This window comes from Catenulispora acidiphila DSM 44928 (assembly GCF_000024025.1).
GTDB lineage: Bacteria > Actinomycetota > Actinomycetes > Streptomycetales > Catenulisporaceae > Catenulispora > Catenulispora acidiphila.
This window is the reverse complement of the sequence record NC_013131.1, coordinates 3,854,350-3,878,456: the sequence shown is the minus strand read 5'-3', so window position 1 is coordinate 3,878,456 and position 24,107 is coordinate 3,854,350. Positions and strand designations below refer to the sequence as shown.

Genomic DNA, 24,107 nt, shown 5'->3' with positions numbered 1-24,107 from the left:
TCGGTATCGTTTCCGGCACTGTCGCACAGCAAGATCACGCCGTCCGGCGTGACGGAAACAGGGAGTGAGGGATGCCGGTGCGGCGCACCACCCGGTATTGGCTCGTCGTCGGAACAACGGTGGCCTCGGTCGTCCTGGCCGCGTTGGCCGCGCTCGCCATGGCGGCGGCGAACCACGCCTCCGACGCCACGCACACCATGGCCGACCGCGACTCCCCCGCGCTGACCGCGTCCGTGAGCCTGGAGTCGGCGATGGTCAATCAGGAGACCGGCGTCCGGGGTTACGGCTTGTCCGGGAGCAGCGAGTTCCTCCAGCCCTACACCCAGGGTGTCGCCGACGAGCAGCACGCGGTGGCGACCCTGCGCAGCCTTCGAGCCGGCGGCGCGGAAGGGGTGCGCCGGCTGGACGAGGTCGTGGCTCTGGCCCAGGCCTGGCAGACCTCCTACGCCCAGCCGGTCGCCGCCTCCACGCCGGCGGACGCCCGCGCGCTCAGCAGCGCGCGGCTGGACGCGGCGAAGACGAAGTTCGACGCGCTGCGCACGGCGATGACCGGCCAGCAGGCCCAGCTCCAGCGGACCCGCCAGGACGCGCGCGCCGACCTGACCACCGCCGAGCGGCAGCGCGATGAGGTCTTCTTCGCCGTCGCCGTGGCGATCGTGGCGATGATGCTCCTGGTCTTCGAAGGGCTGCGCCGCGGCGTGACCCGGCCGCTGGCCGGATTGTCCGCCGACGCCCGGCAGGTCGCCTCGGGCGACCTGAACCACCCCATCGCCCCGAACGGCCCGTCGGACCTGCGCGACCTGGCCGGCGACGTGGAGGCCATGCGCCGCCGCCTGGCCGACGAGCTGACGGCGGTCGAGCACGCCCGGCGGATGCTGGACGATCAGGCGGCGGATCTGGAGCGCTCCAACGCCGAACTCGAGCAGTTCGCCTACGTCGCCTCCCACGACCTGCAGGAGCCGCTGCGCAAGGTCGCCAGCTTCTGCCAGCTGCTCCAGCGCCGCTACGCCGACCAGCTCGACGAGCGCGCGAACCAGTACATCGAGTTCGCCGTGGACGGCGCGAACCGCATGCAGACCCTGATCCAGGACCTGCTGGCGTTCTCCCGCGTCGGCCGCACCTTCGACGCCGAGGGCGTCGTGGACCTGGAGGCGGTCTTCGACCGCGTGCTGGACACCTTGAGCATCGCGATCGAGGAGACCGGCGCGCAGGTCACCCACGACCGGCTCCCGACCGTGGCCGGCGACCAGACGCAGATGGGCATGCTGCTGCAGAACCTGATCTCCAACGCCGTGAAGTTCCGCGACCCCGAGCGGCCGCCGCGGATCGAGGTCACGGTCGCCCGCGTCGGGGGGAACGGTTCCGACGAAGCGGACGAGAACCCCGCGTCCGGCAGTTCCCAGGACGCAGAGAGTAACGGCGCCGACACCTCCACCGACCCGGACGAAACCGGCGGCGAGTGGGAGATCGCCGTCGCCGACAACGGCATCGGCATCCCCGCCGAGTACGCCGACCGGGTCTTCGCGATCTTCCAGCGGCTGCATTCCCGCGACGCCTACCCGGGCAACGGCATCGGGCTCGCCGTCTCCCGCAAGATCGTCGAGCTGCACGGCGGCCGGATCGCGATCGACCCGGACCGCGAGACCGGCGCGCGTATCGTCATCACCTTCCCTGTCCGCGCGGACGAAGCGGACGCGACAGAGGGAGCAGCAGAAGAAGCACAACCCGCCGACGCCGGCGACGACATCCGTGGAGACCAGACACCGTGAACCTCGCGACCGCGGGCCGGCCGGCCACCGAACCCCCGTCCGACGACGGCTTCCGCCTCGTCCTCGTCGAGGACGACCTCGGCGACGCCGTCCTGGTCGAGGAGATGCTCTCCGACACCGGCCTTCGCTACTCCCTGACCGTGGCGCGCAGTCTGTCCGAGGCGCTGACCGTCCTGCGCCGCCAGGACTGCGACTGTGTCCTGCTGGACCTGCACCTGCCCGACGCCAGCGGTCTGCCGCTGCTGCGCGCGGTCCAGCGGGCCGTCCCGGACGTGGCCGTCATCGTCCTGACCGGACTGGCCGACCCGCACAGCGGCGAGGCCGCCGTGGCCTCCGGCGCGCAGGACTACCTGGTCAAGGACCACGTGGACGCGCAGATAATGCGGCGCGCGCTGCGCTACGCGATGAGCCGCAAACTGGCCGAGCACGCCACCGCCGAGCTGATGCGCAACCAGCTGCGCGCCGAGGAGAACGTGCGCCTGGAGCGCGGTCTGCTGCCGGCGCCGCTGCTGGACTCGCCGCGCCTGCGGGCCACGACGCGCTATCTGCCCAGCCGGGAGGCGGCGCTGCTCGGCGGCGACTTCCTGGACATCGTCCAGGACGCCGACGGCGCGGTGCACGCCGTCATCGGCGACGTCAGCGGGCACGGCCCGGACGAGGCCGCGCTCGGCGTCTGCCTGCGCATCACCTGGCGCGCGCTGACCCTGGCCGGCCACCGCGACCTGGAACTGCTCGCCCTGCTCGAAAAGGTGCTGGTCGCCGAGCGCACGCACCCTGCCATGTTCGCCACCTGCACGATCCTGACGCTGGACCCGCACGCGGGCACGGTCTCGGTGATCCTCGCCGGCCACCACGAACCGCTGCTGATCGGTGCGCACAAGGCCGAGAACCTGCCCGCCGCCTACGGCATGGCCCTGGGTATCGCCCCCGGCCGCCACGAGTGGCGCCGCAGCGAGTTCGCCCTGCCGCCCCGCGGCGCCCTGCTGCTCTACACCGACGGCCTCATCGAGGGCCACGCCGGCCCGGACGGCCAACGCCTCGGCGCGGCCGGGCTGGGGGACCTGATCGCCCAGGCGCCGCGGCTGGAACCGGGCGAGTTCCTGGACCATCTCATCAATGCGGCGCAGTCCTTGAACGCCGACCGGCACGCCGACGACCTCGCAATACTTCATCTGGCATGGTGAGGTACGACCCGAATCAGGCTACTGCGGCTACTGCGGCGGACGCTTGCGGCGGCCGGTGAGGCGCCGCACGGTCGCCACCATCAGTTCCGAGCGCCGCCGGCGTTCGTGTTCCACGCGTACGGCCACCCACAGGCAGAAGATGGCCAGCGGTATCTCGACGCACAGCGCCAGAACCAGCGCGCGCACGAACTCCGTGGTGTCCGGAGCCGACATGACGTCGAACCACGCGTCGATGATGAGCACCACACCCGCCATCGCGGCAGTGACCTCTACATACATCCGGTGATACAGCAGTGACCAGCCGGTGCGGAAGAGCAGCGCGCACAGGATGAGGTCGAAGCCGACCCAGGAGACGTTGTAGTGCGCTGCCTCGGACTTGTCCGGCAGGGCGACGGCGAGGTTGGCCGTCCACGGCAGGGTGAAGACCCCGAGGACGAGCAGCAGCCAGCCGGTCCAATGCGGCACGGCGCGCGGCGGCGGGTCCAGTCGCTCTTCCAGGATCGGTTCGTCGGCGGCGGTGCTTTGTGGCGCGTCGGACTGGGTCATGATCGGCTCTCACTCCCCCACGACGACCGCGCCGCGCGTACCGCCCAGACCGGCGACGACACACAGCACCGACCCGGCGAGCGCCAGCCACATCCCGCCCTGCAAACTGTGGTCCGCCGAGCGCTGCACATGGATCAGGAACAGCACGGAGCCGAAGACCCCGGCCACTCCGGCCAGCGCGGTCAGCAGGCCGCTGACGTCGAACAGCCCCAGCATCGCGACCAGCCCGATCAGGACCGCCGCACCGCCGACCGACCTGCCCAGGTCCGGGGTTCCGCCGAAGCCGCTGTCGACGACGGCGCGCCAGGAGACCCGGATCCCCTGGGTGTTCCGCGTCCAGTCCAGAAACGCGCTGACGACCAGGGCGGCCGCACCGAGCCCGGTGAGCACGATTCCGGAGGACACGCCTATCGGCGCGACGCGCACGGCCGGGGCATGGATCGCCATGGACTCCACCTCCTTGCGGCGCCTTCGACGACCGACGAAAGGGTCCTCCTCCAAGTCGGCACCGCCCGGCTCCATGTGACCAATGCGGTGATTTCGAAACGGTCCCAGAGGCGGGAACAGCTGTGGGCCAAACGGTTTTCACCGTTTGACCCACAACCGTCGCGCGTCGAAGATCAGCTTGCTGATTCGCGTCCGAAGAAGCGGTGCGCGGACAGCGCGGCGGCGAACGCCTCGATGAAACCGTCCACCCCGCCCTCGGTCGACGCGGCGATGACCAGTCCCTGCTGAGAGCGCGGCTCCTCGCCGTTCAGGTCGGCTCCGACCTCGCCGGTCACGCCGGTCACGTCGGTCAGGAGGCCGATTCCCGGGCCCAGCGCGCCGATCGGCTTGCCGTGGCGGTAGGCCTCCGCGACGAAGCGCCGGGCGTCGGTGTTCGCGCCGACGGCTTGGACGGACTGCTCGCCGCCGCCCAGCAGCACCGCGTCGTACAGGACCGAGGCGGTCGTGGGCAGCGCCTTGTCCACGCCGATGGTGCTGACCTCGCCGCTTTGCCCCGACAGCGCTCCGCCGTGCAGACCGACGACTTCGGCGGTGACCCCGCGCTCCCGCAGCTGCGCGACGAGGTCGCCGACGAGCGCCACGTCGACGCCGTCGGCGGCGAGCAGCGCGACCTTGCGGGTGCTCGGATCGCCGGGCAGCAGGTTGTCCTGACTCAGCGCCGGGGACGCCGCCGGGGAGGCTTGGTCGCCGCGGCGCGGGGCGTCGTCGCCCGGCTCCGGCAGCTCCATCCCCAGTCCTTCGGCGACCTGCCGCGCCAGCCCGGCGTCGACGTGCGTGAGGTTGCCGACCATGCGTTCGCGGATCTCCGCCGTCTCGACCTTGCCGAGCTCGAAGCGGAACGCGTCGACGATGTGCTGCCGCTCCCAGTCGGCCATGCTGTTCCAGAACAGCGTGGCCTGGCTGTAGTGGTCGGAGAAGCTCTCGCTGCGCTTGCGGATGGCCTCGCCGTCGACGCGCTGCTGGTAGTGCTTGAAGACGCCGGGCTGCCGCTCCTGGCCGGCCTGGTGCGGGTTGTTCCCGCTCAGGGAGTTCGGCGCGTAGCTGACGCCGCGGTGGATGACCTGCTGGCCGTAGCCGTCGCGGTGGTTGGTGTGCACGTCGGCGACCGGGCGGTTGACCGGGAGCTGGGAGAAGTTGGGACCGCCGAGCCGGATCAGCTGCGTGTCCAGGTAGGAGAAGTTGCGGCCCTGGAGAAGGGGGTCGTTGGAGAAGTCGATGCCGGGCACGATGTTGGCGGTGTGGAAGGCGGCCTGTTCGGTCTCGGCGAAGAAGTTCTCGGGGTTGCGGTCCAGGACCATGCGGCCGATCACCTTGACCGGGACCAGCTCTTCGGGAATCAGCTTCGTGGCGTCCAGGATGTCGAAGTCGAAGCGCGACTCGTCTTCCTCGGCCACCAGCTGCACGCCGAGCTCCCACTCCGGGTAGCTGCCGGACTCGATCGCCTCCCACAGGTCGCGGCGGTGGAAGTCGGGGTCCTTCCCGGCGGTCAGCTGCGCCTCGTCCCAGACCTGGGAGGCGACGCCGAGCTTGGGCCGCCAGTGGAACTTCACGAACGTGCCGCGGCCCTCGGCGGTGACGAATCGGAAGGTGTGCACGCCGAACCCCTGCATCATCCGCAGGCTGCGCGGGATCGCCCGGTCCGACATGGCCCACATCAGCATGTGCGTGGATTCCGGCTGCAGGGAGCAGAAGTCCCAGAAGGTGTCGTGCGCGGTACCGCCGGTCGGCATCTCGTTGTGCGGCTCGGGCTTCACCGCGTGCACGAAGTCCGGGAACTTGATCGCGTCCTGGATGAAGAACACCGGCATGTTGTTGCCGACCAGGTCGTAGTTGCCCTCGCGGGTGTAGAACTTCGTGGCGAACCCGCGCACGTCCCGCACGGTGTCGGCCGAGCCGCGCGGTCCCTGCACGGTGGAGAACCGCACGAACACCGGCGTGCGCAGCCCGGCCTCGGACAGGAAGTCGGCACACGTGAGCTCGGTCAGGGGTTCGTAGCACTCGAAGTAGCCGTACGCCGCAGAGCCCCGGGCGTGCACCACACGCTCGGGGATGCGCTCGTGGTCGAAATGGGTGAGCTTCTCCCGCGCCTGAAAGTCCTCCAGCAGCGTCGGACCGCGTTCGCCGGCGCGCAGGGAGTTGTCCGTGTCGTCGATCCGGACGCCCTGGTCGGTCGTGACCACGTCCTGGGCCGGGTGAGCCCTGACCGTTTCGAGCTGGGCGTCCTTGCTGTCTTCACGGTCTGCTCCGCTGCCCGCGGTCGCTGGGCCCACTGCCATGGCGTGCTCCTTCGGCGATGATCCGGATCGTTACCCGGGACGGGTGCCCGGCACCAACCGGTGCAAACAGCTGGATTTCAGCGCCGTCGCCGCGCTTCGCCCGTGCCTCATCCGCGCCTCACCCACATGGGCAGCACCACTTGCGCAGGTCAGTCCGAGGCGCCCTCGTCCTCCAGACCCGCGACGTCCACCGGCGGAAGGTCCTTGATCTCGTCCTTCGTCAGCCGCACCGCGACGCCCTCCAAGTCGATCCCCGCCACGTCGCGGATCGGGATGGCGACGCGCTTGCGCCCCCACAGGTGGCCCTCGTCCAGCAGGACGTGCGTCACCTCGCTGTCCGGCGGCACGACGACCAGGCCGCGCACGCGCCCGATCTCGCCGTCCACGGCGTGCACGCGCTCGCCGCGGCGCACGCCGACTTCGCCCGCCGGGATGCGCTCGACCGTGGTGATCGGCGGCTCCGGATCCACCGCCGGCGCCGTCCCGAGCGGACCGGGCGTCAGCGCGACGCCGAAGTACGGCCACTGCCAGATCCGGCCGTCGCCGCCGTTCCCCGTCGCCGGGTCCACGGCGCCCTGCAAGAAGCGGGTCTCCACCGCCGGCTCGAACTCCTCGAAGCGCTCGCGGGTGCAGTTCAGATCGACGCTGTCGGTGCTCGGGACGGCCAAGTGCACAGGAACCAGGCGTGCCTCCCCGTCGCCGTCCCCCTCGTCAGCGATGACGACCAAGTGGGTGAGCTTGCCCGCCACCGGGTCGACCACGACGGACTCCACATGGCCGCACAGCTCGCCGGCACATCGGACCCGGCTGCCCATCACGTACTCGAGATTGTCATACATCTCGGTTTCCTCTCCGCTCGCTGTAGGCACCACGTATAGCCCCAGACGCAGGCGACAAACGCGCTGCTCCACCGTTTGACCCCAGCGGTGGCGGGCACCAGAAGCACCGTTCCGAACAGCCTCGTGCTGATGATGGAGAGGCCGATGACTGCGTCACCTGAGGACCCGCTGGAAGAGATGAGGGAGCGGACCGCCGAGACGCTCGCCGATGCCCGCAAGGAGGTCGACCGGGCCAGGAAGACCCTGCACGACCAGATCATTCCTTCGTCGCAGACGATCGACGACGTGGACTACGAGGACCACTCTGACCCACAAGCCGACCAAGCCGAACCCCGAACCGACCACCAATCCGGCCAGGCTTCGGACGATTGGCTGGGCCAGGCGATCGCCCTCGCGCAGGACAACGTCGAAGCAGGCGGCTGGCCGTTCGGCGCCGTGATCGTGCGCGACGGCGCGGTCATCGCCACCGGAGTCAACGAGGTGCTGGCGGACGGCGACCCGACGGCGCACGCGGAGATGCTGGCGATCCGCGAGGCGTGCCGAGTCCTCAAGGACATCAACCTCGCCGGCGCCGTGCTCTACGCGTCCTGCGAACCGTGCCCGATGTGCTTGGCGGCCATCAAGTGGGCAGGGCTGACGGGGATCGTGTACGCCGCCGATCGCGAGAGCTCGGCGCGCGCCGGATTCCCGGACAAGGAAATCTACGACCTGTTCGACCAACCCCGCGACGCCTGGCCGATGGACATCCGGCAGCAGGCGCACGATCACGCGGAAGAGCCGCTGACCGACTGGGGACGAAAACACCAGGACGACTGAAGGACGACCGACCGTGTCGATCACCCCCTTTCGGGAGGCCACCATGCACGTCCTCATCCCCCTCGCCCCCCTCGACGAAGACCCCGTCCGCCGCCACGAGTGGCACGAGCAGGCCGCCTGCCGCGACCACGACACCGACCTCTTCTTCGACCCGGCCCACGAGCGGCACTCCGATCGCGTCCGCCGCGAACAGGCCGCGAAGAAGATCTGCGCCACCTGCCCGGTCCAGGCCGAATGCCTGCGCTTCGCCGAGTCGACCCCCGAACGCTTCGGCGTCTGGGGCGGCACCACGCAGCGCGAACGTGCCACCCACCGACGCCGCGGTCGCCGCGCCGGCACGCTGCCGGGATCGCGGGGACCTGCGGCGGGGCGTCCGTGACTCAGGGCTGATTCCCGTCGCCGATCGATCCCTCAGCTTGGCGATCGATCCCTCAACCTCAGGACGCGGTACCGGTTCCGTCCTGATCCGCCTCGACCTGTGCGTTCCAGGCGCGCTTGCCGGCCTGCCAGCCGTCCTCGTCGTGACCGAGGCGCCAGTAGCCGGAGATCGACACCTGGTCGCGCGGCACGCCGCGTTCGATGAACAGCAGGCGTCGCAGTTCCTTGACGAAGCCCGCCTCGCCGTGGACGAACGCGTGCACGGCGCCCTCGGGGAAATCGAACCCTGACACCGCGTCGACGAGCGTCTTGCCGGCGGGGGCGTCGCCGCGGTGCAGCCAGGTGATCGTCGCGTCCGCGCCGGTCTCCAGCTTCTGCTCCTCGGCGGAGTCGCTGACTTCGATGAAGGCGTGCACGCGGGCGCCTTCCGGCATCCGCTCCAGCGCTGCGGCGATGGCGGGCAGCGCGCTCTCGTCACCTGCGAGCAGGTGCCAGTCGGCGTCGGGGTCAGGGGCGTAACCGCCACCCGGCCCACTGAAGCGCACAGGGTCGCCGGGCTGCGCGCGAGCAGCCCAGGGCCCTGCGATGCCCTCGTCGCCGTGGTAGACGAAATCGATCGTCAGCTCCAGCTTCGCGGCGTCCCAGGCACGCACCGAGTAGGTCCGCACACTCGGCCACAGCTCGCGCGGCATCTCCTCCCGGACCTGCTGCATGTCGAACGGCTCGGGGTACTCGACGCCCGCGAGCGGAAACAGGATCTTGACATAGTGGTCGGTGTACTGGTCGGCCTCAAGGCCTTCCAGCCCGGGTCCGCCCAGCACAACCCGGATCATGTGCGGGGTGACACGCTCGACGCGCTGGACATGGGCGAGCCGGGGCGGCGCGCCACGGCGCCTGCCGCCGGCGCCGCGCTCGGGGCGTTCGGTCATGGGTATTCGGAATCCTTCGATGGGTGACCTGGTCGATGATCAGGTTAATGGTCCGGTGCGCACTACGGGATCAAGCACGCGCCCTGGTAGGCGGCTCGGCGCACGGCGGTGGGAAGCCCGGCACACGGCTCAGCCCGCGATCCGATCCGCAGTTCTGTCGCGCGATCCGATCCACGGTTCTAGCCCGCGATCCGATCCGCAGTTCTGTCCCGCGATCCGATCCACGGTTCTAGCTCGCGATCCGATCCACGGTTCTAGCCCGCCATCCGATCCGCAGTCCTGTCCCGCGATCCGATCCACGGTTCTAGCCCGCCATCCGATCCGCAGTTCTGTCCCGCGATCCGCAGTTCTGTCCGCGATCCGATCCGCAATCCGCCGCCGCGCTCAGCGCATTCGCGGATCCTCGCTCAGCCATCCTCGGCGCATCCGCGCTCAGGCATCCTCGGCGAGCAGCTTGTACAGAGCCTTGCGAGCCTCGGTGAGAATCGCGGCGGCACGCGCCTTCTGCTCCTCGGTACCGACCTGCGCGACCTGGCGCGCGGCAGTGCCGATTTGGTGAACGCCCTCGCGCATCGCCAGATGCGCCTCCGGCACACCGGTCCCGAAGTTCTCCCACGGCCGGTTCTCCGGCGCCCCGGCCACAGCGGCCAGACCGGCGTCGCTCAACTGCAGCAACCGCTTGCCCCCGCTGGTGTCGACGGTGACCAGACCCTCGTCCTCCAGCGCCTGCAAGGCAGGGTAAAGAGCACCCGGACTGGGACGCCACAGGCCATCCGTCCGAGTCTCCAGCTCCTGAATCATCTCGTAGCCGTGCATGGGCCGCTCGGCCAGCAGCGCCAGAACCGCCGCGCGCACATCACCACGCCGAGCCCGTCCCCCACGTCCACCCCGGAAGTCGCCCCCCTCATCCCAGCGCCCCCGCCACTCCCCCCGCATCCCCCGACCACCCGGCCCACCGAACCCCCGGTCCGACCGCTCAAAGCGCTCACGCCCCTCGCCCCGTCCCCGTCCACCACGTCCACCCCGCCCGCGGAACTCATCGCCATACATGACCGGACTCCTCTCGCCCGTCAGTTCGAGTACGAGACGGCACTCCGCCTCGACATCGATAAAGATATATCTAGAAGTATCTAGATGCAACTCGATAGGACGCGCACGCCAACGACCGGCGCGGGCTACGGCGGCGTCGTCGATGACTGGCGTCCGCTGTAGCTCCGGCCGGCGTGGGATGCGGTGCCGGAGGCTGCCCGGGCTTGTGTCTGGGCGGTTGTCCGAGCGGCTACTCGAAGCGGCCGAAGACCCAGGTGCCGGGGTCGGCGGGGTCGTCGCCGGACCAGAACTGGGTCCAGAGGCGGCGGAATTCCTGGTGGGAGAGGTAGCCGTCGGCGTCGAGGTCGAGGAGGGCGAAGGTGGCGTCGGTGTCGGTCGGGGCGCCGTTCCAGGCTTCGATGAGCTGGTGGTACTCGGTGCGGGAGACGAGGTCGTCGCCGTTCTCGTCGATGGCCTCGAACATGGCGTCGGCGGTCGCGGTCATCGCCTCGGTCATCGTCGGCAGGACGTCGACGACCGCGAGGACGTCGTCCAGCTTCACGCGCTCGCCGTCCTCCGCCGCCGCGCTGAGCGAGGACCACCAGCCCAGCATGATCGCCCGGAGGCGTTCGTAGTCCTCGCCGCCGGGCTCGATGCCGCGCAGCGTGGTCCACCGCGCCGCGAGGTCCTGGAAGTCGGCCTCGGTCAGATACCCCCGCCGGTTCTTGTCCATCGCGTCGAAGACGCCTGCGACCTTCCGTCGCTGGAATTCGCTCGCCATGGCCTCATGGTGCGACGCAGCGGATAGGGCAGCCGCGTTCCGTACTCGAAACCCCACTATCGAGTGAGGGTGTCAGTGCTCTGTCGCCCTGTCGCCCTCTCGCTCAGTCGCGCCGCGCGACCACCCGGTACGCGTTCGACAGCCCCAGGCGGCGTATCAGAGCACTGGGAATGATCCGGTCCAGGATCGTCGCCGCGAGCAGCACCGGGATGCCCAGCATCACCACCATCGCACGCGCCGCGCGCTTCCCCCTCCCCGGTCGCCGCGCCAGCCACGGCACCTCGTCGCGCGGGGCGATGCCGTCCAGCACGAGCCAGGTCGCGGCAAGCAGATCCACGCGATCGTGCGCCTCGGCGTGCTGTTCGGCCACCACGGTGAAACCGAGCGCGGCCAAGCGATCGCGGAGGTTGCGCACCGGCAGGAAGTGCAGATGCTGCGGTTGGAGCCAGGGCAGCCACCGCCGGCCGAGCAGCCGGGAGTACCGGCTCGCGGCATCAGGGACCTCGATCAACAGATATCCGCCAGGACGCAGCGCCAAGCGCGCGGCCTCCAGTTCCATCGCGGGCTCCACGCTGTGTTCCAAGTAATGGAACATGCTCACCACGTCGTACGTCCCAGCCACCGCCGCCGCGACCTCGACGAAGCTGCCCCGATACCCGCGCCGGACGCGACCTGCCTTCTCGGCCAGTTCGGCGCCGTCGGTGAAGTCCAGGCCGTCGAACGCGGTCTGCGGGAAGACTTCGCGCGCCGCCTCGCAGAAGTGACCGTGTCCGGTGCCCACGTCCAGCCAGCTGTCCAGCGCGTGAGTGTCTATATCAGTGTTCGTGTTCAAGCCCGTGTACGGCAGCAGCGCCTCAGCACGCCGCCGGTACGTAGCCCCGCGCCCCGCGAACAGACCCGCGGTGCTCTTCTCCCCGAGCCCGTCGTAGAAATCGCGGTAGTAGAACTCCAGCCCATCGGCGTTCAAGCGCGGATTCTGAAAGATGTGCCCGCAATCCAGGCATCGGTCCAGCCGGAAGGCGCCGGGTTTGTGCTGGAGCAGGTCCGTGGTGTGCAGCCGTTCGCGAAGCCGCCCGGAGCCGCACCACGCGCAGACGGCCCGGCGCGGTTCGAAGAACCGTTCGACGCCGTCCTCGAGATCGGCTTCGTACGCCGGACGCCTCGCGGCGATCGCCCCGGCGCGAGTGGTCTCGGGCTCTTCGGTGGCACCCACGCGCATTGACGTATCACAGCTCTCATGAGGTTGCCAGACCAATGCGAAGAAGACATCCTCTGTGTGCATTTTTGTTGATACAGGTTTACAACGCCTATCTTCCGACATCACGTTCGATGTGCCACACTCCCTACCCGTTGGTAACCCTGAATCAGTGGCCTTACGGCCGCGCCGCGCAGGACGGAGCTGCCATGCCCGTTGCACGCGACCGACGAGAACTGGTCGTCGGGATCGGACCCTGCGGTGTCCCGAACGCCCGGCTGGCCGCGGCGGTCGAGCGGGGCGGGGGCACCGGGGTCGTGGACCTCGGCACGGGGGGACGCACGGCGCGCGACGAACTCGCCCTCGCCGCCGAATGGCTGCCCGACGGATTCGGCGTGAGATGCGGGCAGGACTGCGGACTGGAACCCGCCGAGCTGGCCGGGATCGGCTTAGGACGAATCAACCTGGTCGTGCTCGGCGTCGACTCGCCATGGCGCGCCGCCGACCTCGTGCACGCCGACCCCGACCCCGGTTACCGCATCCTCGTCGAGGTGACGAGCGTCGCCGAAGCACGCGCCGCCGCGACCGCAGGCGCCCACGGACTCATCGCCCGCGGATCCGAAGCAGGCGGCCGCATCGGCGAGCTGAGCACCTTCGTCCTCCTCCAGCGCCTCCTCGCCGAGCCCGGTCTCGATTCCGACCTCCCGATCTGGGCCGCCGGCGGCATCGGCGACCACACCGCCGCAGCGGCAGTCGTCGGCGGCGCCGCCGGAGTCGTCCTGGACACCCAGCTGGCGCTGCTACCGGAAGCCGAGCTGCCCGAGCCGATCCGCGCCGCGTTGCGTGTCATGGACGGATCGGAAACCGTCGTCGTTGACGGCCGCCGAGTCCTGCGCACCGCCGCGTCGGCTTCCCACATCCCCATCGGCCAGGACGGCTTTCTCGCCAACCGCTTCCTGAAGCGCCACACAGACACGGCCGGAGCAGTACGCGCCATGCACGCGGCGATCATCGAAGCACTCTGCGATGCGGACGCTGCCGAATCCCTTGTCCCACAAGGCCCGCTCGCCGCCACGCTCGGAGTCCGCGTGCCAGTAGCTCAGGGCCCGATGACGCGCGTCAGCGACCAAGCATCGTTCGCCGCAACCGTCGCCGAAGACGGGGCGCTTCCCTTCCTCGCCCTGGCTCTCGCGACTGGCGAGCAGACCCGCACGATGATGGAGCAGACCGCGGCGGCGCTCGGCGAACGCCCCTGGGGCGTCGGGGTTCTCGGATTCGCTCCCGCAGAAGTCCGGACCGCGCAGCTAGACATCATTAAAGAGCTGCGACCGGCATGCGTGATCGTCGCCGGTGGACGCCCCGCGCAGGCGCGTGCCCTGGAAGACGTCGGCATCGCAACCTTCTTGCACACTCCCTCCCCCGGCCTGCTCAGCCAGTTCCTCACAGCCGGCGCCCGCAGGTTCGTCTTCGAAGGCTCCGAGTGCGGCGGTCATACCGGTCCGCGCGCCAGCTTTCCGCTCTGGGAGGCGCAGCTGGGCGTCATCGAGGACTGGCTCGCCGAGCAGCCGCAGCGCAAGGCCAAGGACAAGGGCAACGCCAACGCCAACACCGCCGAGCCCGCGAACAACCTCCAGATTCTGTTCGCCGGCGGCATCCACGACGCGCGTTCCGCCGCGATGGTCGCCGCCATGTCCCGCTCGGCCGTCGCCGCCGGAGTCCAGATCGGCGTGCTCATGGGCACCGCCTACCTGTTCACCGAAGAAGCCGTTACGCGCGGCGCGATCCAGCCTTTGTTCCAACGTCAAGCCATCGCCGCCGACGCGACCGCACTGCTGGAATCAGCACCCGGACACACCACGCGCGGCATCGTCAGTCCGTTCACGACCGAGTTCCAAAACCTGCGGCAACAGCTCCACGCCGACGACGTCCCGCAGCGCGAAGCCTGGGAACGGCTCGAGCAGCTCAACATCGGCCGCCTGCGCATCGCCAGCAAAGGCCTGCTGCGCGAAGGCATGGAATTGGTGAGCATCGACGAGGACCGCCAGCTTCGCGAAGGGCTGTTCATGGCGGGGCAGGTCGCCGTTCTCCGCGACTCCGTCACCACCGTCGCCGACCTGCACGCCGACGTCACCGAAGGCGCGTGCGCGTTCTACGCCACCCGCCACGAGGAGGCGGTCCGCACCCTCGGCATACGCTCCGAAGCGGACGACCCAGTACACGAACTCCCGGCGCCTCTGGACATCGCGATCGTCGGCATGGCGTGCGTCTTCCCCGGTTCCCCAGACCTCGCGGCGTTCTGGGCAACCGTCCTCGACGGCGCGGACCGCATCACCGAGGTCCCGGCGGAGCGCTGGGATCCCGACATCTTCTTCGATCCGGACGCCGTCGGGTCGGCGGCCGGTCGCGGCACGCCCTCCAAGTGGGGCGGCTTCCTCCCGCCGATCCCCTTCGACCCGTTGCGCTACGGCATCCCGCCGAACGCACTGAGCAGCATCGAGCCGACGCAGCTGCTGGCGCTGGAGGTCGCCCGGCGCGCGCTCGTCGACGCCGGATACGACCGCCCCGGCGTGGACCACGACCGCACCTCGGTGGTCTTCGGCGCGGAAGCCGGCAGCGACCTGTCCAACGCCGGCGTGCTGCGCACCACGCTGCCGACGTACCTCGGCACGCTCCCCGCCGACCTGGACGACCAACTCCCGCGACTCACCGAGGACTCCTTCACCGGCGTCCTGGCCAACGTCATCGCCGGCCGCGTCGCCAACCGGCTGGATCTCGGCGGCGCCAACTTCACGGTCGACGCCGCGTGCGCCTCCTCGCTCGCCGCGGTCGACATCGCGTGCAAGGAGCTGACGCTCGGCACCAGCGACCTAGTCCTGTGCGGCGGCGTCGATCTGCACAACGGGATCAACGACTTCCTGCTGTTCTCCTCCGTCCACGCCCTGTCCCCCACCGGCCGCTCGCGCGCGTTCGACGCCGACGCCGACGGGATCGCGCTCGGCGAGGGCGCCGCGTGCGTCGTCCTGAAGCGGCTCGCGGACGCCGAACGCGACGGCGACCGCGTCTACGCGGTCGTGAAGGGCGTCGGCAGCGCCAGCGACGGACGCGCGCTCGGGCTGACGGCGCCACGGCCGGAGGGCCAGCGGCGCGCGCTGGAACGCTCCTACCGGTCGGCGCACGTGTCCCCGGCTCGAGTCGGCCTCGTCGAGGCGCACGGCACCGGGACGGTCGTGGGTGACCGCACTGAACTCAGTACCCTGACGAAGCTGTTCACCGAGGCGGGCGCCGAGCCCGGCGGCTGCGCCCTCGGCTCGGTGAAATCGCAGATCGGGCATACGAAGTGCGCGGCGGGCTTGGCGGGACTGGTCAAGACCACGCTCGCGGTGCATACCGGGGTACGTCCGCCGACAGTGAACATCACCCGCCCCAATCCGGCATGGACCGCGGCTGAGAGCCCTTTCACGTTTCACGCCGCCGCGTCGCCGTGGGCTCTGCCGCCAGGCGAGCGCATCGCGGGCGTCAGCGCTTTCGGGTTCGGCGGCACCAACTTCCATGTCGTGCTCTCCGGTCACGAACGCGCCGTGGATCCCCGGCACACTCGGTCCGAGTGGCCCGCCGAGCTGTTCGTCTTCCGTGGCGCCGACCGCGACGCCGCACATCGTGCGATCAAGACCCTGATGAGCCGAACGGCTGCCGACGCCAGCCGAACTCCGTGGCGGCTGCGCGATCTGGCGCTGGCGGCGGCTCGGGCCGCTGACGCCCGCACCGATCGCGCGTGGGTGGCGATCGTCGCATCAGACCTCGACGATCTGGCGACCTTCGCTGACCGCGCGCTGGCTGGTGAGCACGATCCAGCCGAAGGGCTGCATCAGCCGCCTGACACGGTGTACTTCGGATCTGGCGCCGCAGAACCCGGAGGCACCGCATTCCTGTTCCCCGGACAGGGAAGCCAGCGTCCCGGGATGCTCGCCGATTTGTTCGTCGCGTTCCCCGAGCTTCAGCATTATCTGCGGCTCGGCGGCGAGTACGCCGACGTCCTGAATCCGCCGCGGGCTTTCGACGACGCCACGGCAGTCAATCAGGATCTGCGCATCCGCGACACGCGAGTAGCGCAGCCGGTGCTGGGGATCGGCGGGCTCGCCGTGGACCACCTGCTACGCAAGCTCGGGATCAAGCCCGACGCGGTTGGCGGTCACAGCTATGGCGAACTCGTCGCGCTGGCAAGCGCCGGAGCCCTGGACCCCGCAACGCTTCTGGACGCCAGCCGCGGACGCGCTCAGGCGATCCTGGCGGCGGCCGGCGACGACCCAGGCGCCATGGCAGCGGTCGCCGCAGGCAGCGAGGAGATCGCCGCGCTGCTTGAACAGCATGGGCTCGCCGACCGCGTCGTGCCAGCAAATCAGAACTCTCCCAAGCAGGTCGTCATCTCCGGTCCTACTGCGGCGGTAGACGAGGCGGTGTCGCACCTGCGCGCCGCCGGAGTCGGGGCGAAGCGCATCCCGGTCGCCTGCGCGTTCCACAGTCCGGTCGTCGCGGCGGCCGGCGATTCGTTTGGCCAGCTTCTGGCGCACATGCCGGTGCGCGCTCCCGAAACGCCGGTCTACGCGAACCGGACGGCCGCGCCGTATGGTCCGACCGCCGACGAGGTCCGTGCGGAACTCAGTGCCCAGATCGGCTCGCCGGTGCGCTTCGTCGAGCAAGTCGAGGCGATGTATTCGGCGGGTATCCGGGTGTTCGTCGAAGCAGGACCCGGCAGAGTCCTGACACGCCTTGTGGACGCGATCCTGAAGGACCGTCCGCACGTCGCGGTCGCGTGCGAGGAGCAGCCAGGCGCCGGAGTGCGCGGCTTGCTCACGGCGGTCGCCCGGCTCGCCGTGTCCGGCGTCGAGCTCCGCACCGGCTGGCTGTTCGAAGGTCGCGACGTGCAGGACGCCGCCACCGCGACCGCCGCCGCCCGACCCGGCTGGACGGTCGACGGCCACCTCGTCCGCACCGCCGACGGCGCCTGTGTGCCCGGCGGCCTCGCCCCGGCTCGACGAATCTCCCTGGAGGGGAGCACCTTGACGCCCCGTTCCGTACCCCCGGCAGACCAGGACGCTCTGCTCGCCGAGTTCCTGAAGACCAACCGCGAGATGATCGCGGCGCAGCGCGACGTGATGCTGGCGTATCTCGGCGCCGCGCCCGCCGGACGCATGGTGTGGCAGGAAGCTGAGACGCCCACGCCACTGGCGATTCCCACGGTCCAGCAACCCATACCGGCGAAGGTCATCGAACCTGCCACTGAACCCGCTCGCACCACCGATCTACTGGGCACGATCCTCGAGATCATCAGCGCCCGAACCGGATACCCGTCCGACATGATCGAGCCCGACCTCGATCTCGAGGCGGAGCTGAGCATCGACTCCATCAAGCGCACGGAGATCGCGGGTGAACTCGCCGAACGCCTTGGTCTGGCCGCTTCCCAGCTTGAAGACGACCAGTTGGAGGAGCTCGCCAAGGCACGCACTGCGAACGCCATCGCCCACTGGCTCCGGGAGCATCTCGACGACGGACCCGAGCCTCAGGCAGTAACCATCGCGCCGGCATCATCGGGCCCTGATGCCGCAGCCTCTGCCCTCGCGCCGAAGCGCTTCATCATGCGCGAGGAGGAACACAGCTTCGGCGAGCCCGCCGATACTGGCGCTCTGACCAATACCCGCTTCGCGATCATCGGCGCATCCGGCTCCGATCCTCTGGCGCAGACGCTCTCGAGCCGGCTCGCCGACTTGGGCGTGACCGTCGAGATCGGCGTAGATCGGGTCGATGCCGCGACCGGTCCCGACGGAATCGTGCACCTCGGAGCCCTCAGCGCAGGCGACGGCGAGGAGTCCCGCCTCCTCCCCCACGGTTTCGCCGACATCAAGCAGGCGCTGGCTCGCTCGCCACGCTGGTTCCTCGCCGCCGCGCCGTTGCAGGACCGCAGCGCCAGTGCCGGGCTGCGCGGTCTGTGGCGCACCATCGACCGGGAGTACCCGCAGACCACTGCGCGGCTCGTCGAGCTGGATCGGGACGCGAGCGCCGAAGACCTTGCCGCGCAGCTGATCGAGGAGATCGTCCGCCCTGACCGGGAACCCCTCATCCTTCGCCGCGACGGACTCCGCCACCGGATCGCAGCCGTCGAAACCCCGTTGGGAGCACTGGCTTCGAGCGGAGCCGGTCCGGCGGGCGACGGAGCCGCCGAGGTCCAGGCTCTCGGTCTGGATCGCGACTCGGTCGTCGTGCTCATCGGCGGCGCGCGCGGGATCACCGCACACCTCGCCGAGACGCTGGCCGCCACATCCCGCTGCCGGGTCGAACTCGTCGGCCGCACCGCGCTGCCGGAGGGCGCCGAGCCGGCGGCGACGGCGTCCGCTGCGGACGGACCGGCTTTGCGTGCCGCACTGATCGCCGGTGGACTGAGCGCCCCGGCGCAGATCGAGCGCGAAGCCAGCCGCATCCTGGCGGCGCGCGAGGCATCCGCGACGCTTGCGCGGGTCGGCGCGCTGGGCAGCGCCGTGCGCTACCACTCGCTCGACGTGCAAAACGGCGAGGCGCTGCATCGACTACTGAAGGGCATCCACGCCGAGCACGGTCGCATCGACGCGGTCTTCTACGCCGCCGGTGTCATCGAGGACAAGCTCATCGCCGACAAGGATCCGGAGTCCTTCGCGCGCGTCTTCGCTACCAAGGCTGAGGGCGCTCGGGTCCTGCTCTCAGGGCTCGACGATCTGCCGGAGCGTCCCCGCTACACCGTGCTGTTCGGCAGCATCGCGGCCGTTTTCGGCAATCGCGGACAGTGTGACTACGCCAGTGCGAACGACGCGCTGGAAGCCCTAGGCGCGGACTGGTCGGCTCGGACCGGCGCGCATTGCCTGACCGTCCATTGGGGTCCCTGGGCTCCGTCCGCCGAACATGGCGGGATGGTGACGCCGGAGCTGGCGCAGTCCTACGGCAAGCGCGGGATCGCCCTGATCGATCCCGAGGAAGGCGTGCTGGCGCTGCTACGTGAGTTGGCGTGGGGTGACGGCGCGGGGTCGGTGGTCTACTCGGCCTCGCAATGGTGAAAGCGGACACGGCGATGGAGAGCCCTGAGACGTCGGCGGTCGCCATCGTCGGCATGGCGGTGCTGCTGCCCGGAGCTCGGGACCTGGACGCCTACTGGCGCAACCTGGTCGCGGGCACCGACTGCATCACCGATGTCCCGGCACACCGGTGGGATCCGGAGTTCCACGACCCGGCGGCGGACCCCTCGCGCGCGGATCGCGTCTACTGTCGGCGCGGCGGGTTCGTGGACGAGTTCGCCGAGTTCGACCCGCTGGCGTTCGGGATCATGCCGGACTCGGTTTCCGGCGCGGAGCCAGACCAGTTGATCGCGCTGCGAGTGGCAGCCGACGCCATCGCCGACGCGGGCGGACGTGGGCGGCTTCCGGCGGGCGACCGGATCGGCGTCATCCTCGGTCGCGGCGGCTACCTGACACCCGGCTTGGTCCGCCTCGACCAGCGTGTCCGGACCGCCAACCAGCTCATTCGGACTCTTCGAGAGCTGATACCCGGCCTGCCCGAGGAGAAGGTGGCAGCGGTCCAGGAGGCCTTCACCGACGCGCTCGGTCCGAACCGTCCCGAGGCCGCGATCGGCTTGGTCCCGAACCTGGCTGCGTCCCGGATCGCGAACCGGCTGGACCTGCGCGGTCCGGCGTACACGGTGGATGCCGCGTGCGCCTCCTCGCTCGTCGCGGTCGACCATGCGGTCGCCGAGCTGGTGTCAGGACGCTGCGACACGATGCTCGCCGGAGGCGTTCACCACTGCCACGACGTCACCTTTTGGAGCGTGTTCAGCCAGCTCGGGGCGCTGTCGCGGACCGGGCGGATCCGTCCGTTCCATCGCGGCGCCGACGGGATTCTGATCGGCGAGGGTACCGGCGTGGTGGTGCTCAAGCGCCTGGCGGACGCGCTCACCGCCGGCGACCGGATCTACGCTGTGATCCGCGGTACCGGCGTGGCCAGCGACGGACGCACCGCGAGCCTGCTGAACCCGGAGCCTGCCGGACAGACCCGGGCGGTGCGCAGCGCTTGGGTGGCTGCCGGGCTGGACCCGCTCGCCGCCGATGCGATCGGACTGCTGGAGGCACACGGCACGGCGACGCCTACCGGCGACCGCGCGGAGCTGTCCACGCTCGCCGAGGTGTTCGGTCCGCCGCGCACCGACGAGGCTGCGGGGCGTCCGCCGGCGCTCGGGTCGGTGAAGTCGATGATCGGGCACACCATGCCGGCGGCGGGGATCGCCAGCCTGGTCAAGGCTGCGTTGGCGGTGCATCACGGCGTGCTGCCGCCGACGTTACATTGCGAGGATCCGCACCCTGATATGAAGGGCACGCGATTCCGAACGCTCGCGGAGGCTGAGGATTGGCCCGAGACCGGGACGCCCCGTCGGGCTGGTGTCAACGCGTTCGGGTTCGGCGGGATCAACGCGCATGTTGTGGTGGAGCAGGCGCCGCGCGGGCGTCGGCGGCGGGCTGGCGGCGTCGGTGCGGTCGCTGGTGTGGCGGCGGAGCGCGAGATCCGTTTGGCTGCCGACGATCTCGACTCGCTCGCTGAGATGGTGGACGGCGTGGAGTCGGGGGCGGATCCTGGCTCGTTCGCGCAGCGTGGCGAGGGTGCGTGCCGGATCGCGATGATCGATCCGACGCCTCGGACGTTCAAGCTGGCGCGGCGGGTCATCGGCAATGGGAAGCCGTGGCGCGGGCGCGGTGATCTGTGGTTCAGTGCGCGGCCTCTGCTGGCTGAGCGGGGCGCGGAGCAGATCGGATTCGTGTTTCCGGGGCTGGAGCTTGATTTCGCGCCGCGTGTTGATGACATTGCCGAGCTGCTTGGCGCGTCTGGGCTCTATAAGCAGAGTTCTGACAGCGTCGGCTCGCACGGGCTTGGTGTGTTCGAGGTTGGTCGGCTTCTGGAGCGTGCCCTGACGGAGATGGGCATTCGGCCGGCGGCAGTCGCAGGGCACAGTGTCGGTGAATGGACTGCGATGGTCAGCGGCGGGATGCTCGCCGGGTCTGCGGTGGACGATTTCGTCACCGGGTTCGATCCGGATTCGGTGCGGGTGCCCGGGTTGGTTTTCGGTGCTGTGGGTGCGAGCGCCGAGCGTGCTGCTGCCTTGCTGCCGCGGTATCCGGGGATTGAGTTGTCGCACGACAACGGGCCGAACCAGTGTGTGGTGTGCGGACCCGAGGGTGCGATGGACGAGTTGCTGCGGGAACTGCGGCGGCGGAACGTGCTGTGTCAGGTGCTGCCGTTCCGGTCAGGCTTTCACACGCCGATGCTCGAGCCGTATCTCGGTCCGATCGTTGAGGCGTTCGAGCGCTTCGAGCTGCGGGCGCCGCGCGTGCCGGTGTGGTCGGCGACGCTTGCCGCGCCGTTTCCGCGCGAGGCGGAGGAGGTGCGGCGGGTCTTCGTCCGGCACCTGGTGGAGACGGTGCGGTTCCGGCAGACGATCGAGGCGATGTACGACGCGGGGATCCGGGCTTTCGTGCAGGTCGGGACCGGGGCGTTGGCGACGGTGATCGGTGATGTGCTCGGCGAGCGCGATCATCTGACGATCGCCGCCAATGCGCCGCAGCGGGAGGGGTTGGCGCAGCTGCGGCGGGTCGCGGCGGCTTTCTGGGCCGAGGGATTCGCGACGAGCGAGGCGTTTTTCGGGGGGCGGGGAGCGAAGGCGGCGGTGGAGCGTCGCAGTGGTCTGGTTCGGTTGGATCTCGGCGGCGCGCTCGTTGGTTTGCGTGATTCGGCTGCGGCTGCGGCACTCGCGCCGCTCACGTCCGTCAGCGAGCTCACCGAACTCGACGAACTCGCGGCCCGGCATCCGGTGGCGGCTGAGGTTGCTCTGCTGCTGCGCGAGACGGCGGCGAGTACGGGAGCTGTTTTGGCTGCTCGGCGGCTACCTGGACGGTTGAGTCCACCGCCACGCGAGGAGCGAATCACGCTCGCTGTTGGCACCGAGACGATGCCTTACCTCCTGGACCACTGCTTCTTCCCGCAGCAGGAGGGCTGGCCGGATGTGACGGACCGGTTCCCTGTCGTCCCGGCTACCACCGTGATCCAGCACATGATGGATGCTGCGGGTGGTCTCGCTGTCGCGGTGCGGGATGCGCGCTTCGATCAGTGGACCGCTGCCGCGCCGGCTACCGAGGTGGAGATCGTCGTTCGGCGCGAGGGTGGCGAGGGTGGCGAGGCCAAGGTCGAGTTCGGACCGTATGCGCGCGCCACGATCGAAACAGGGTCCGCATTCTCACCGCCTCCAGCAGTATGGGCCATCGATGTGGCTGGCGAACGACCGCCATCTATTGCCGCACGAGCTCTCTATGACGACCGCTGGATGTTCCACGGACCGCTGTTTCAGGGAGTTCGAGAACTGACAGCGGTCGGTGATCAGCATGTGCGGGGCGTGATCGCTGCGCTGGAGACGCCGGGCGCCATCTTGGACAACGTCGGTCAGCTGCTCGGTTACTGGGTCATGGACACGTTGCCCGAGCGGAGCGTGGTGTTCCCGATGGGGATGAAGCGGATCGCGTTCTACGGTCCCACGCCGCGTGGATCAGTGGGCTGTCATGTTCGGATTCGGAGCGTCGAGGACACGGTTGTGGTCGCCGACGCTCAGCTCGTCAGTAATGGTCGAGTCTGGGTGGAGATATCCGGCTGGACCGATCGCCGGTTCGGGAGTCATCCGGAGACCAGGGCTGTCGAGCATGATCCGGGTGGTGCGCTGCTGGCGCGGCGGCAGGCGGGCGGCTGGTTCGCGGTGTTCGATCGCTGGACCGATCCGGCGTCGCGGCAGCTGCGGATGCGGAGCTACCTCGGTGCGGCTGAGCGAGACGCTTTTGAGGCGCGGCCGCCGCGTGGGCGGCGGCAGTGGCTGCTGGGGCGCATCGCCGCGAAGGACGCGACGCGGCAGGCGATGTGGGACGAGGGCGGGGTGCGCGAGGTCTTTCCCGCTCAGATCGCGGTGGGGAACGACGATGCCGGGCGTCCGTTTGTGGAGGGGCGGCATGGGACGGCGCTGCCATCGCTCGCGGTGTCGATCGCGCACACCGGGGATGTCGGCGTGGCGATCGTTCGCTCCGCAGTTGGAGATCACCCGCTGATCGGGATTGATGTCGAGCAGATCGCCGCTCGCGATCAGTCGACGCTCGATTTCGCTCTATCAGAGGACGAACTTGCCCTCCTTCATCGACTCGCAGCTAGCGGCGGCGAAGACGTGTGGTTCACCCGGTTCTGGACGGCGAAGGAAGCCGTCGCCAAGGCGATGGGGACCGGGTTGGCCGGGAACCCGCGGAGTTTCGCCGTCGTGCGCGCCGGGATGCGCGATGCCGTAGTGGACGTCAACGGGCATCGGATCCGCGTGCGCTTCGAGCTGCTCGAAAATCCCGAAGATCTGCCGGCCCGGCAGTACGTGGTCGCTTGGACCGAAGGGCCGGATGCCGACGACTATGAGGAGGCTGACACGTGAGCGTCGAGACGACGACTTCAGACATCGGGGCTGGGAATGCCGAGGCGGTGCTCGCGGAAGTCGCCGCCATGCTCCGCTCGATTCTTGATGAGTACGCGCTCGATGACATCGATATCGAGTGGAATACGCGGTTCCACGACGATCTGGAGCTGGAGAGCGTGGATCTCGTCACGCTCGCCGGGATGCTCGCGGAGCGGTATGGGGAGCGCGTGAACCTTGCCGAGTTCATCGCCGATCTCGGGCTCGAGGAGATCATCGAGCTGACGGTCGGTCAGCTGGTCGAACACGTAACGACGGCACTCAAGAATCCGTCCTCCTCAGATGCCGAGATGAGCTGACCGCG

At 69.6% G+C, this 24,107-nt stretch carries 15 protein-coding genes; 7 read left to right on the top strand and 8 right to left on the bottom strand.

Features of this window, described 5'->3' with window-relative positions; all coding sequences use genetic code 11:
• Positions 1-71 precede the first annotated feature (71 nt).
• Together CACI_RS17320 and CACI_RS17315 are read left to right on the top strand one after the other, a co-directional pair.
• A complete protein-coding gene (locus CACI_RS17320) occupies positions 72-1,769 on the top strand; it encodes a sensor histidine kinase (protein WP_012787684.1) in 1,698 nt (565 codons plus the stop codon).
• Complete coding sequence (locus CACI_RS17315) at positions 1,766-2,953, top strand: PP2C family protein-serine/threonine phosphatase (RefSeq protein ID WP_012787683.1); 1,188 nt, start codon at positions 1,766-1,768, stop codon at positions 2,951-2,953. The genes CACI_RS17320 and CACI_RS17315 overlap by 4 nt, the downstream gene beginning before the upstream one ends.
• A gap of 27 nt (positions 2,954-2,980) precedes the next feature.
• On the opposite strand, the gene CACI_RS45685 is transcribed toward CACI_RS17315, so the two are convergent.
• The 4 genes from CACI_RS45685 to CACI_RS17295 form a co-directional block, all read right to left on the bottom strand.
• Positions 2,981-3,499, bottom strand: a complete 519-nt coding sequence (locus tag CACI_RS45685) for a hypothetical protein (RefSeq protein WP_012787682.1) — start codon at positions 3,497-3,499, stop codon at positions 2,981-2,983.
• Positions 3,500-3,508: 9 nt separating this feature from the next.
• On the bottom strand, positions 3,509-3,946 hold the full coding sequence (locus CACI_RS17305) for a hypothetical protein (protein ID WP_012787681.1): 438 nt from the start codon (positions 3,944-3,946) through the stop codon (positions 3,509-3,511).
• Between the two features lie 173 nt (positions 3,947-4,119).
• Positions 4,120-6,282 (bottom strand): catalase, encoded by a 2,163-nt coding sequence (locus CACI_RS17300; protein WP_012787680.1) that lies wholly within the window; start codon positions 6,280-6,282, stop codon positions 4,120-4,122.
• A 149-nt stretch (positions 6,283-6,431) separates the two neighbouring features.
• Entirely contained in the window at positions 6,432-7,121 is a 690-nt protein-coding gene (locus tag CACI_RS17295) for a hypothetical protein (protein ID WP_012787679.1), read from the bottom strand.
• A gap of 144 nt (positions 7,122-7,265) precedes the next feature.
• Here CACI_RS17295 and CACI_RS17290 point away from each other — a divergent pair, with 144 nt between their 5' ends.
• On the top strand, positions 7,266-7,937 hold the full coding sequence (locus CACI_RS17290; RefSeq protein ID WP_012787678.1) for a nucleoside deaminase: 672 nt from the start codon (positions 7,266-7,268) through the stop codon (positions 7,935-7,937).
• A 13-nt stretch (positions 7,938-7,950) separates the two neighbouring features.
• Positions 7,951-8,316, top strand: a complete 366-nt coding sequence (locus CACI_RS17285; protein WP_223297559.1) for a WhiB family transcriptional regulator — start codon at positions 7,951-7,953, stop codon at positions 8,314-8,316.
• Positions 8,317-8,374: 58 nt separating this feature from the next.
• On the opposite strand, the gene CACI_RS17280 is transcribed toward CACI_RS17285, so the two are convergent.
• From CACI_RS17280 to CACI_RS17265, 4 genes are all read right to left on the bottom strand, one after another.
• Complete coding sequence (locus CACI_RS17280; protein WP_012787676.1) at positions 8,375-9,244, bottom strand: siderophore-interacting protein; 870 nt, start codon at positions 9,242-9,244, stop codon at positions 8,375-8,377.
• A gap of 432 nt (positions 9,245-9,676) precedes the next feature.
• Positions 9,677-10,099 carry a PadR family transcriptional regulator gene (locus CACI_RS17275; RefSeq protein ID WP_041540298.1) on the bottom strand — a complete coding sequence of 141 codons (423 nt, stop codon included), beginning with the start codon at positions 10,097-10,099 and terminating at the stop codon, positions 9,677-9,679.
• A 424-nt stretch (positions 10,100-10,523) separates the two neighbouring features.
• Complete coding sequence (locus CACI_RS17270; RefSeq protein WP_012787674.1) at positions 10,524-11,054, bottom strand: EF-hand domain-containing protein; 531 nt, start codon at positions 11,052-11,054, stop codon at positions 10,524-10,526.
• 103 nt (positions 11,055-11,157) lie between these two features.
• Positions 11,158-12,273: a class I SAM-dependent methyltransferase gene (locus CACI_RS17265; RefSeq protein WP_012787673.1), complete on the bottom strand. Its 1,116-nt coding sequence runs from the start codon at positions 12,271-12,273 to the stop codon at positions 11,158-11,160.
• A 185-nt stretch (positions 12,274-12,458) separates the two neighbouring features.
• On the opposite strand from CACI_RS17265, the gene CACI_RS17260 reads away from it, so the two are divergent.
• Genes CACI_RS17260 through CACI_RS17250 form a run of 3 tightly spaced genes read left to right on the top strand, consistent with a single transcriptional unit; the run spans position 12,459 to position 24,102 of the window.
• Positions 12,459-19,328: a type I polyketide synthase gene (locus CACI_RS17260; protein ID WP_041540297.1), complete on the top strand. Its 6,870-nt coding sequence runs from the start codon at positions 12,459-12,461 to the stop codon at positions 19,326-19,328.
• On the top strand, positions 19,322-23,764 hold the full coding sequence (locus CACI_RS17255; protein ID WP_012787671.1) for a type I polyketide synthase: 4,443 nt from the start codon (positions 19,322-19,324) through the stop codon (positions 23,762-23,764). Before CACI_RS17260 ends, CACI_RS17255 begins: the two co-directional genes overlap by 7 nt.
• Positions 23,761-24,102 carry a phosphopantetheine-binding protein gene (locus CACI_RS17250; RefSeq protein WP_012787670.1) on the top strand — a complete coding sequence of 114 codons (342 nt, stop codon included), beginning with the start codon at positions 23,761-23,763 and terminating at the stop codon, positions 24,100-24,102. The genes CACI_RS17255 and CACI_RS17250 overlap by 4 nt, the downstream gene beginning before the upstream one ends.
• The last annotated feature ends 5 nt before the right edge of the window (positions 24,103-24,107 follow it).

Bases quoted from the DNA above. Each gene is read 5' to 3' on its own strand.
- CACI_RS17320 (WP_012787684.1), top strand. From the start codon at position 72: ATGCCGGTGCGGCGCACCACCCGGTATTGGCTCGTCGTCGGAACAACG.
- CACI_RS45685 (WP_012787682.1), bottom strand. From the start codon at position 3,499: ATGACCCAGTCCGACGCGCCACAAAGCACCGCCGCCGACGAACCGATC.
- CACI_RS17305 (WP_012787681.1), bottom strand. From the start codon at position 3,946: ATGGCGATCCATGCCCCGGCCGTGCGCGTCGCGCCGATAGGCGTGTCC.
- CACI_RS17300 (WP_012787680.1), bottom strand. From the start codon at position 6,282: ATGGCAGTGGGCCCAGCGACCGCGGGCAGCGGAGCAGACCGTGAAGAC.
- CACI_RS17295 (WP_012787679.1), bottom strand. From the start codon at position 7,121: ATGTATGACAATCTCGAGTACGTGATGGGCAGCCGGGTCCGATGTGCC.
- CACI_RS17290 (WP_012787678.1), top strand. From the start codon at position 7,266: ATGACTGCGTCACCTGAGGACCCGCTGGAAGAGATGAGGGAGCGGACC.
- CACI_RS17280 (WP_012787676.1), bottom strand. From the start codon at position 9,244: ATGACCGAACGCCCCGAGCGCGGCGCCGGCGGCAGGCGCCGTGGCGCG.
- CACI_RS17270 (WP_012787674.1), bottom strand. From the start codon at position 11,054: ATGGCGAGCGAATTCCAGCGACGGAAGGTCGCAGGCGTCTTCGACGCG.
- CACI_RS17265 (WP_012787673.1), bottom strand. From the start codon at position 12,273: ATGCGCGTGGGTGCCACCGAAGAGCCCGAGACCACTCGCGCCGGGGCG.
- CACI_RS17260 (WP_041540297.1), top strand. From the start codon at position 12,459: ATGCCCGTTGCACGCGACCGACGAGAACTGGTCGTCGGGATCGGACCC.
- CACI_RS17255 (WP_012787671.1), top strand. From the start codon at position 19,322: ATGGTGAAAGCGGACACGGCGATGGAGAGCCCTGAGACGTCGGCGGTC.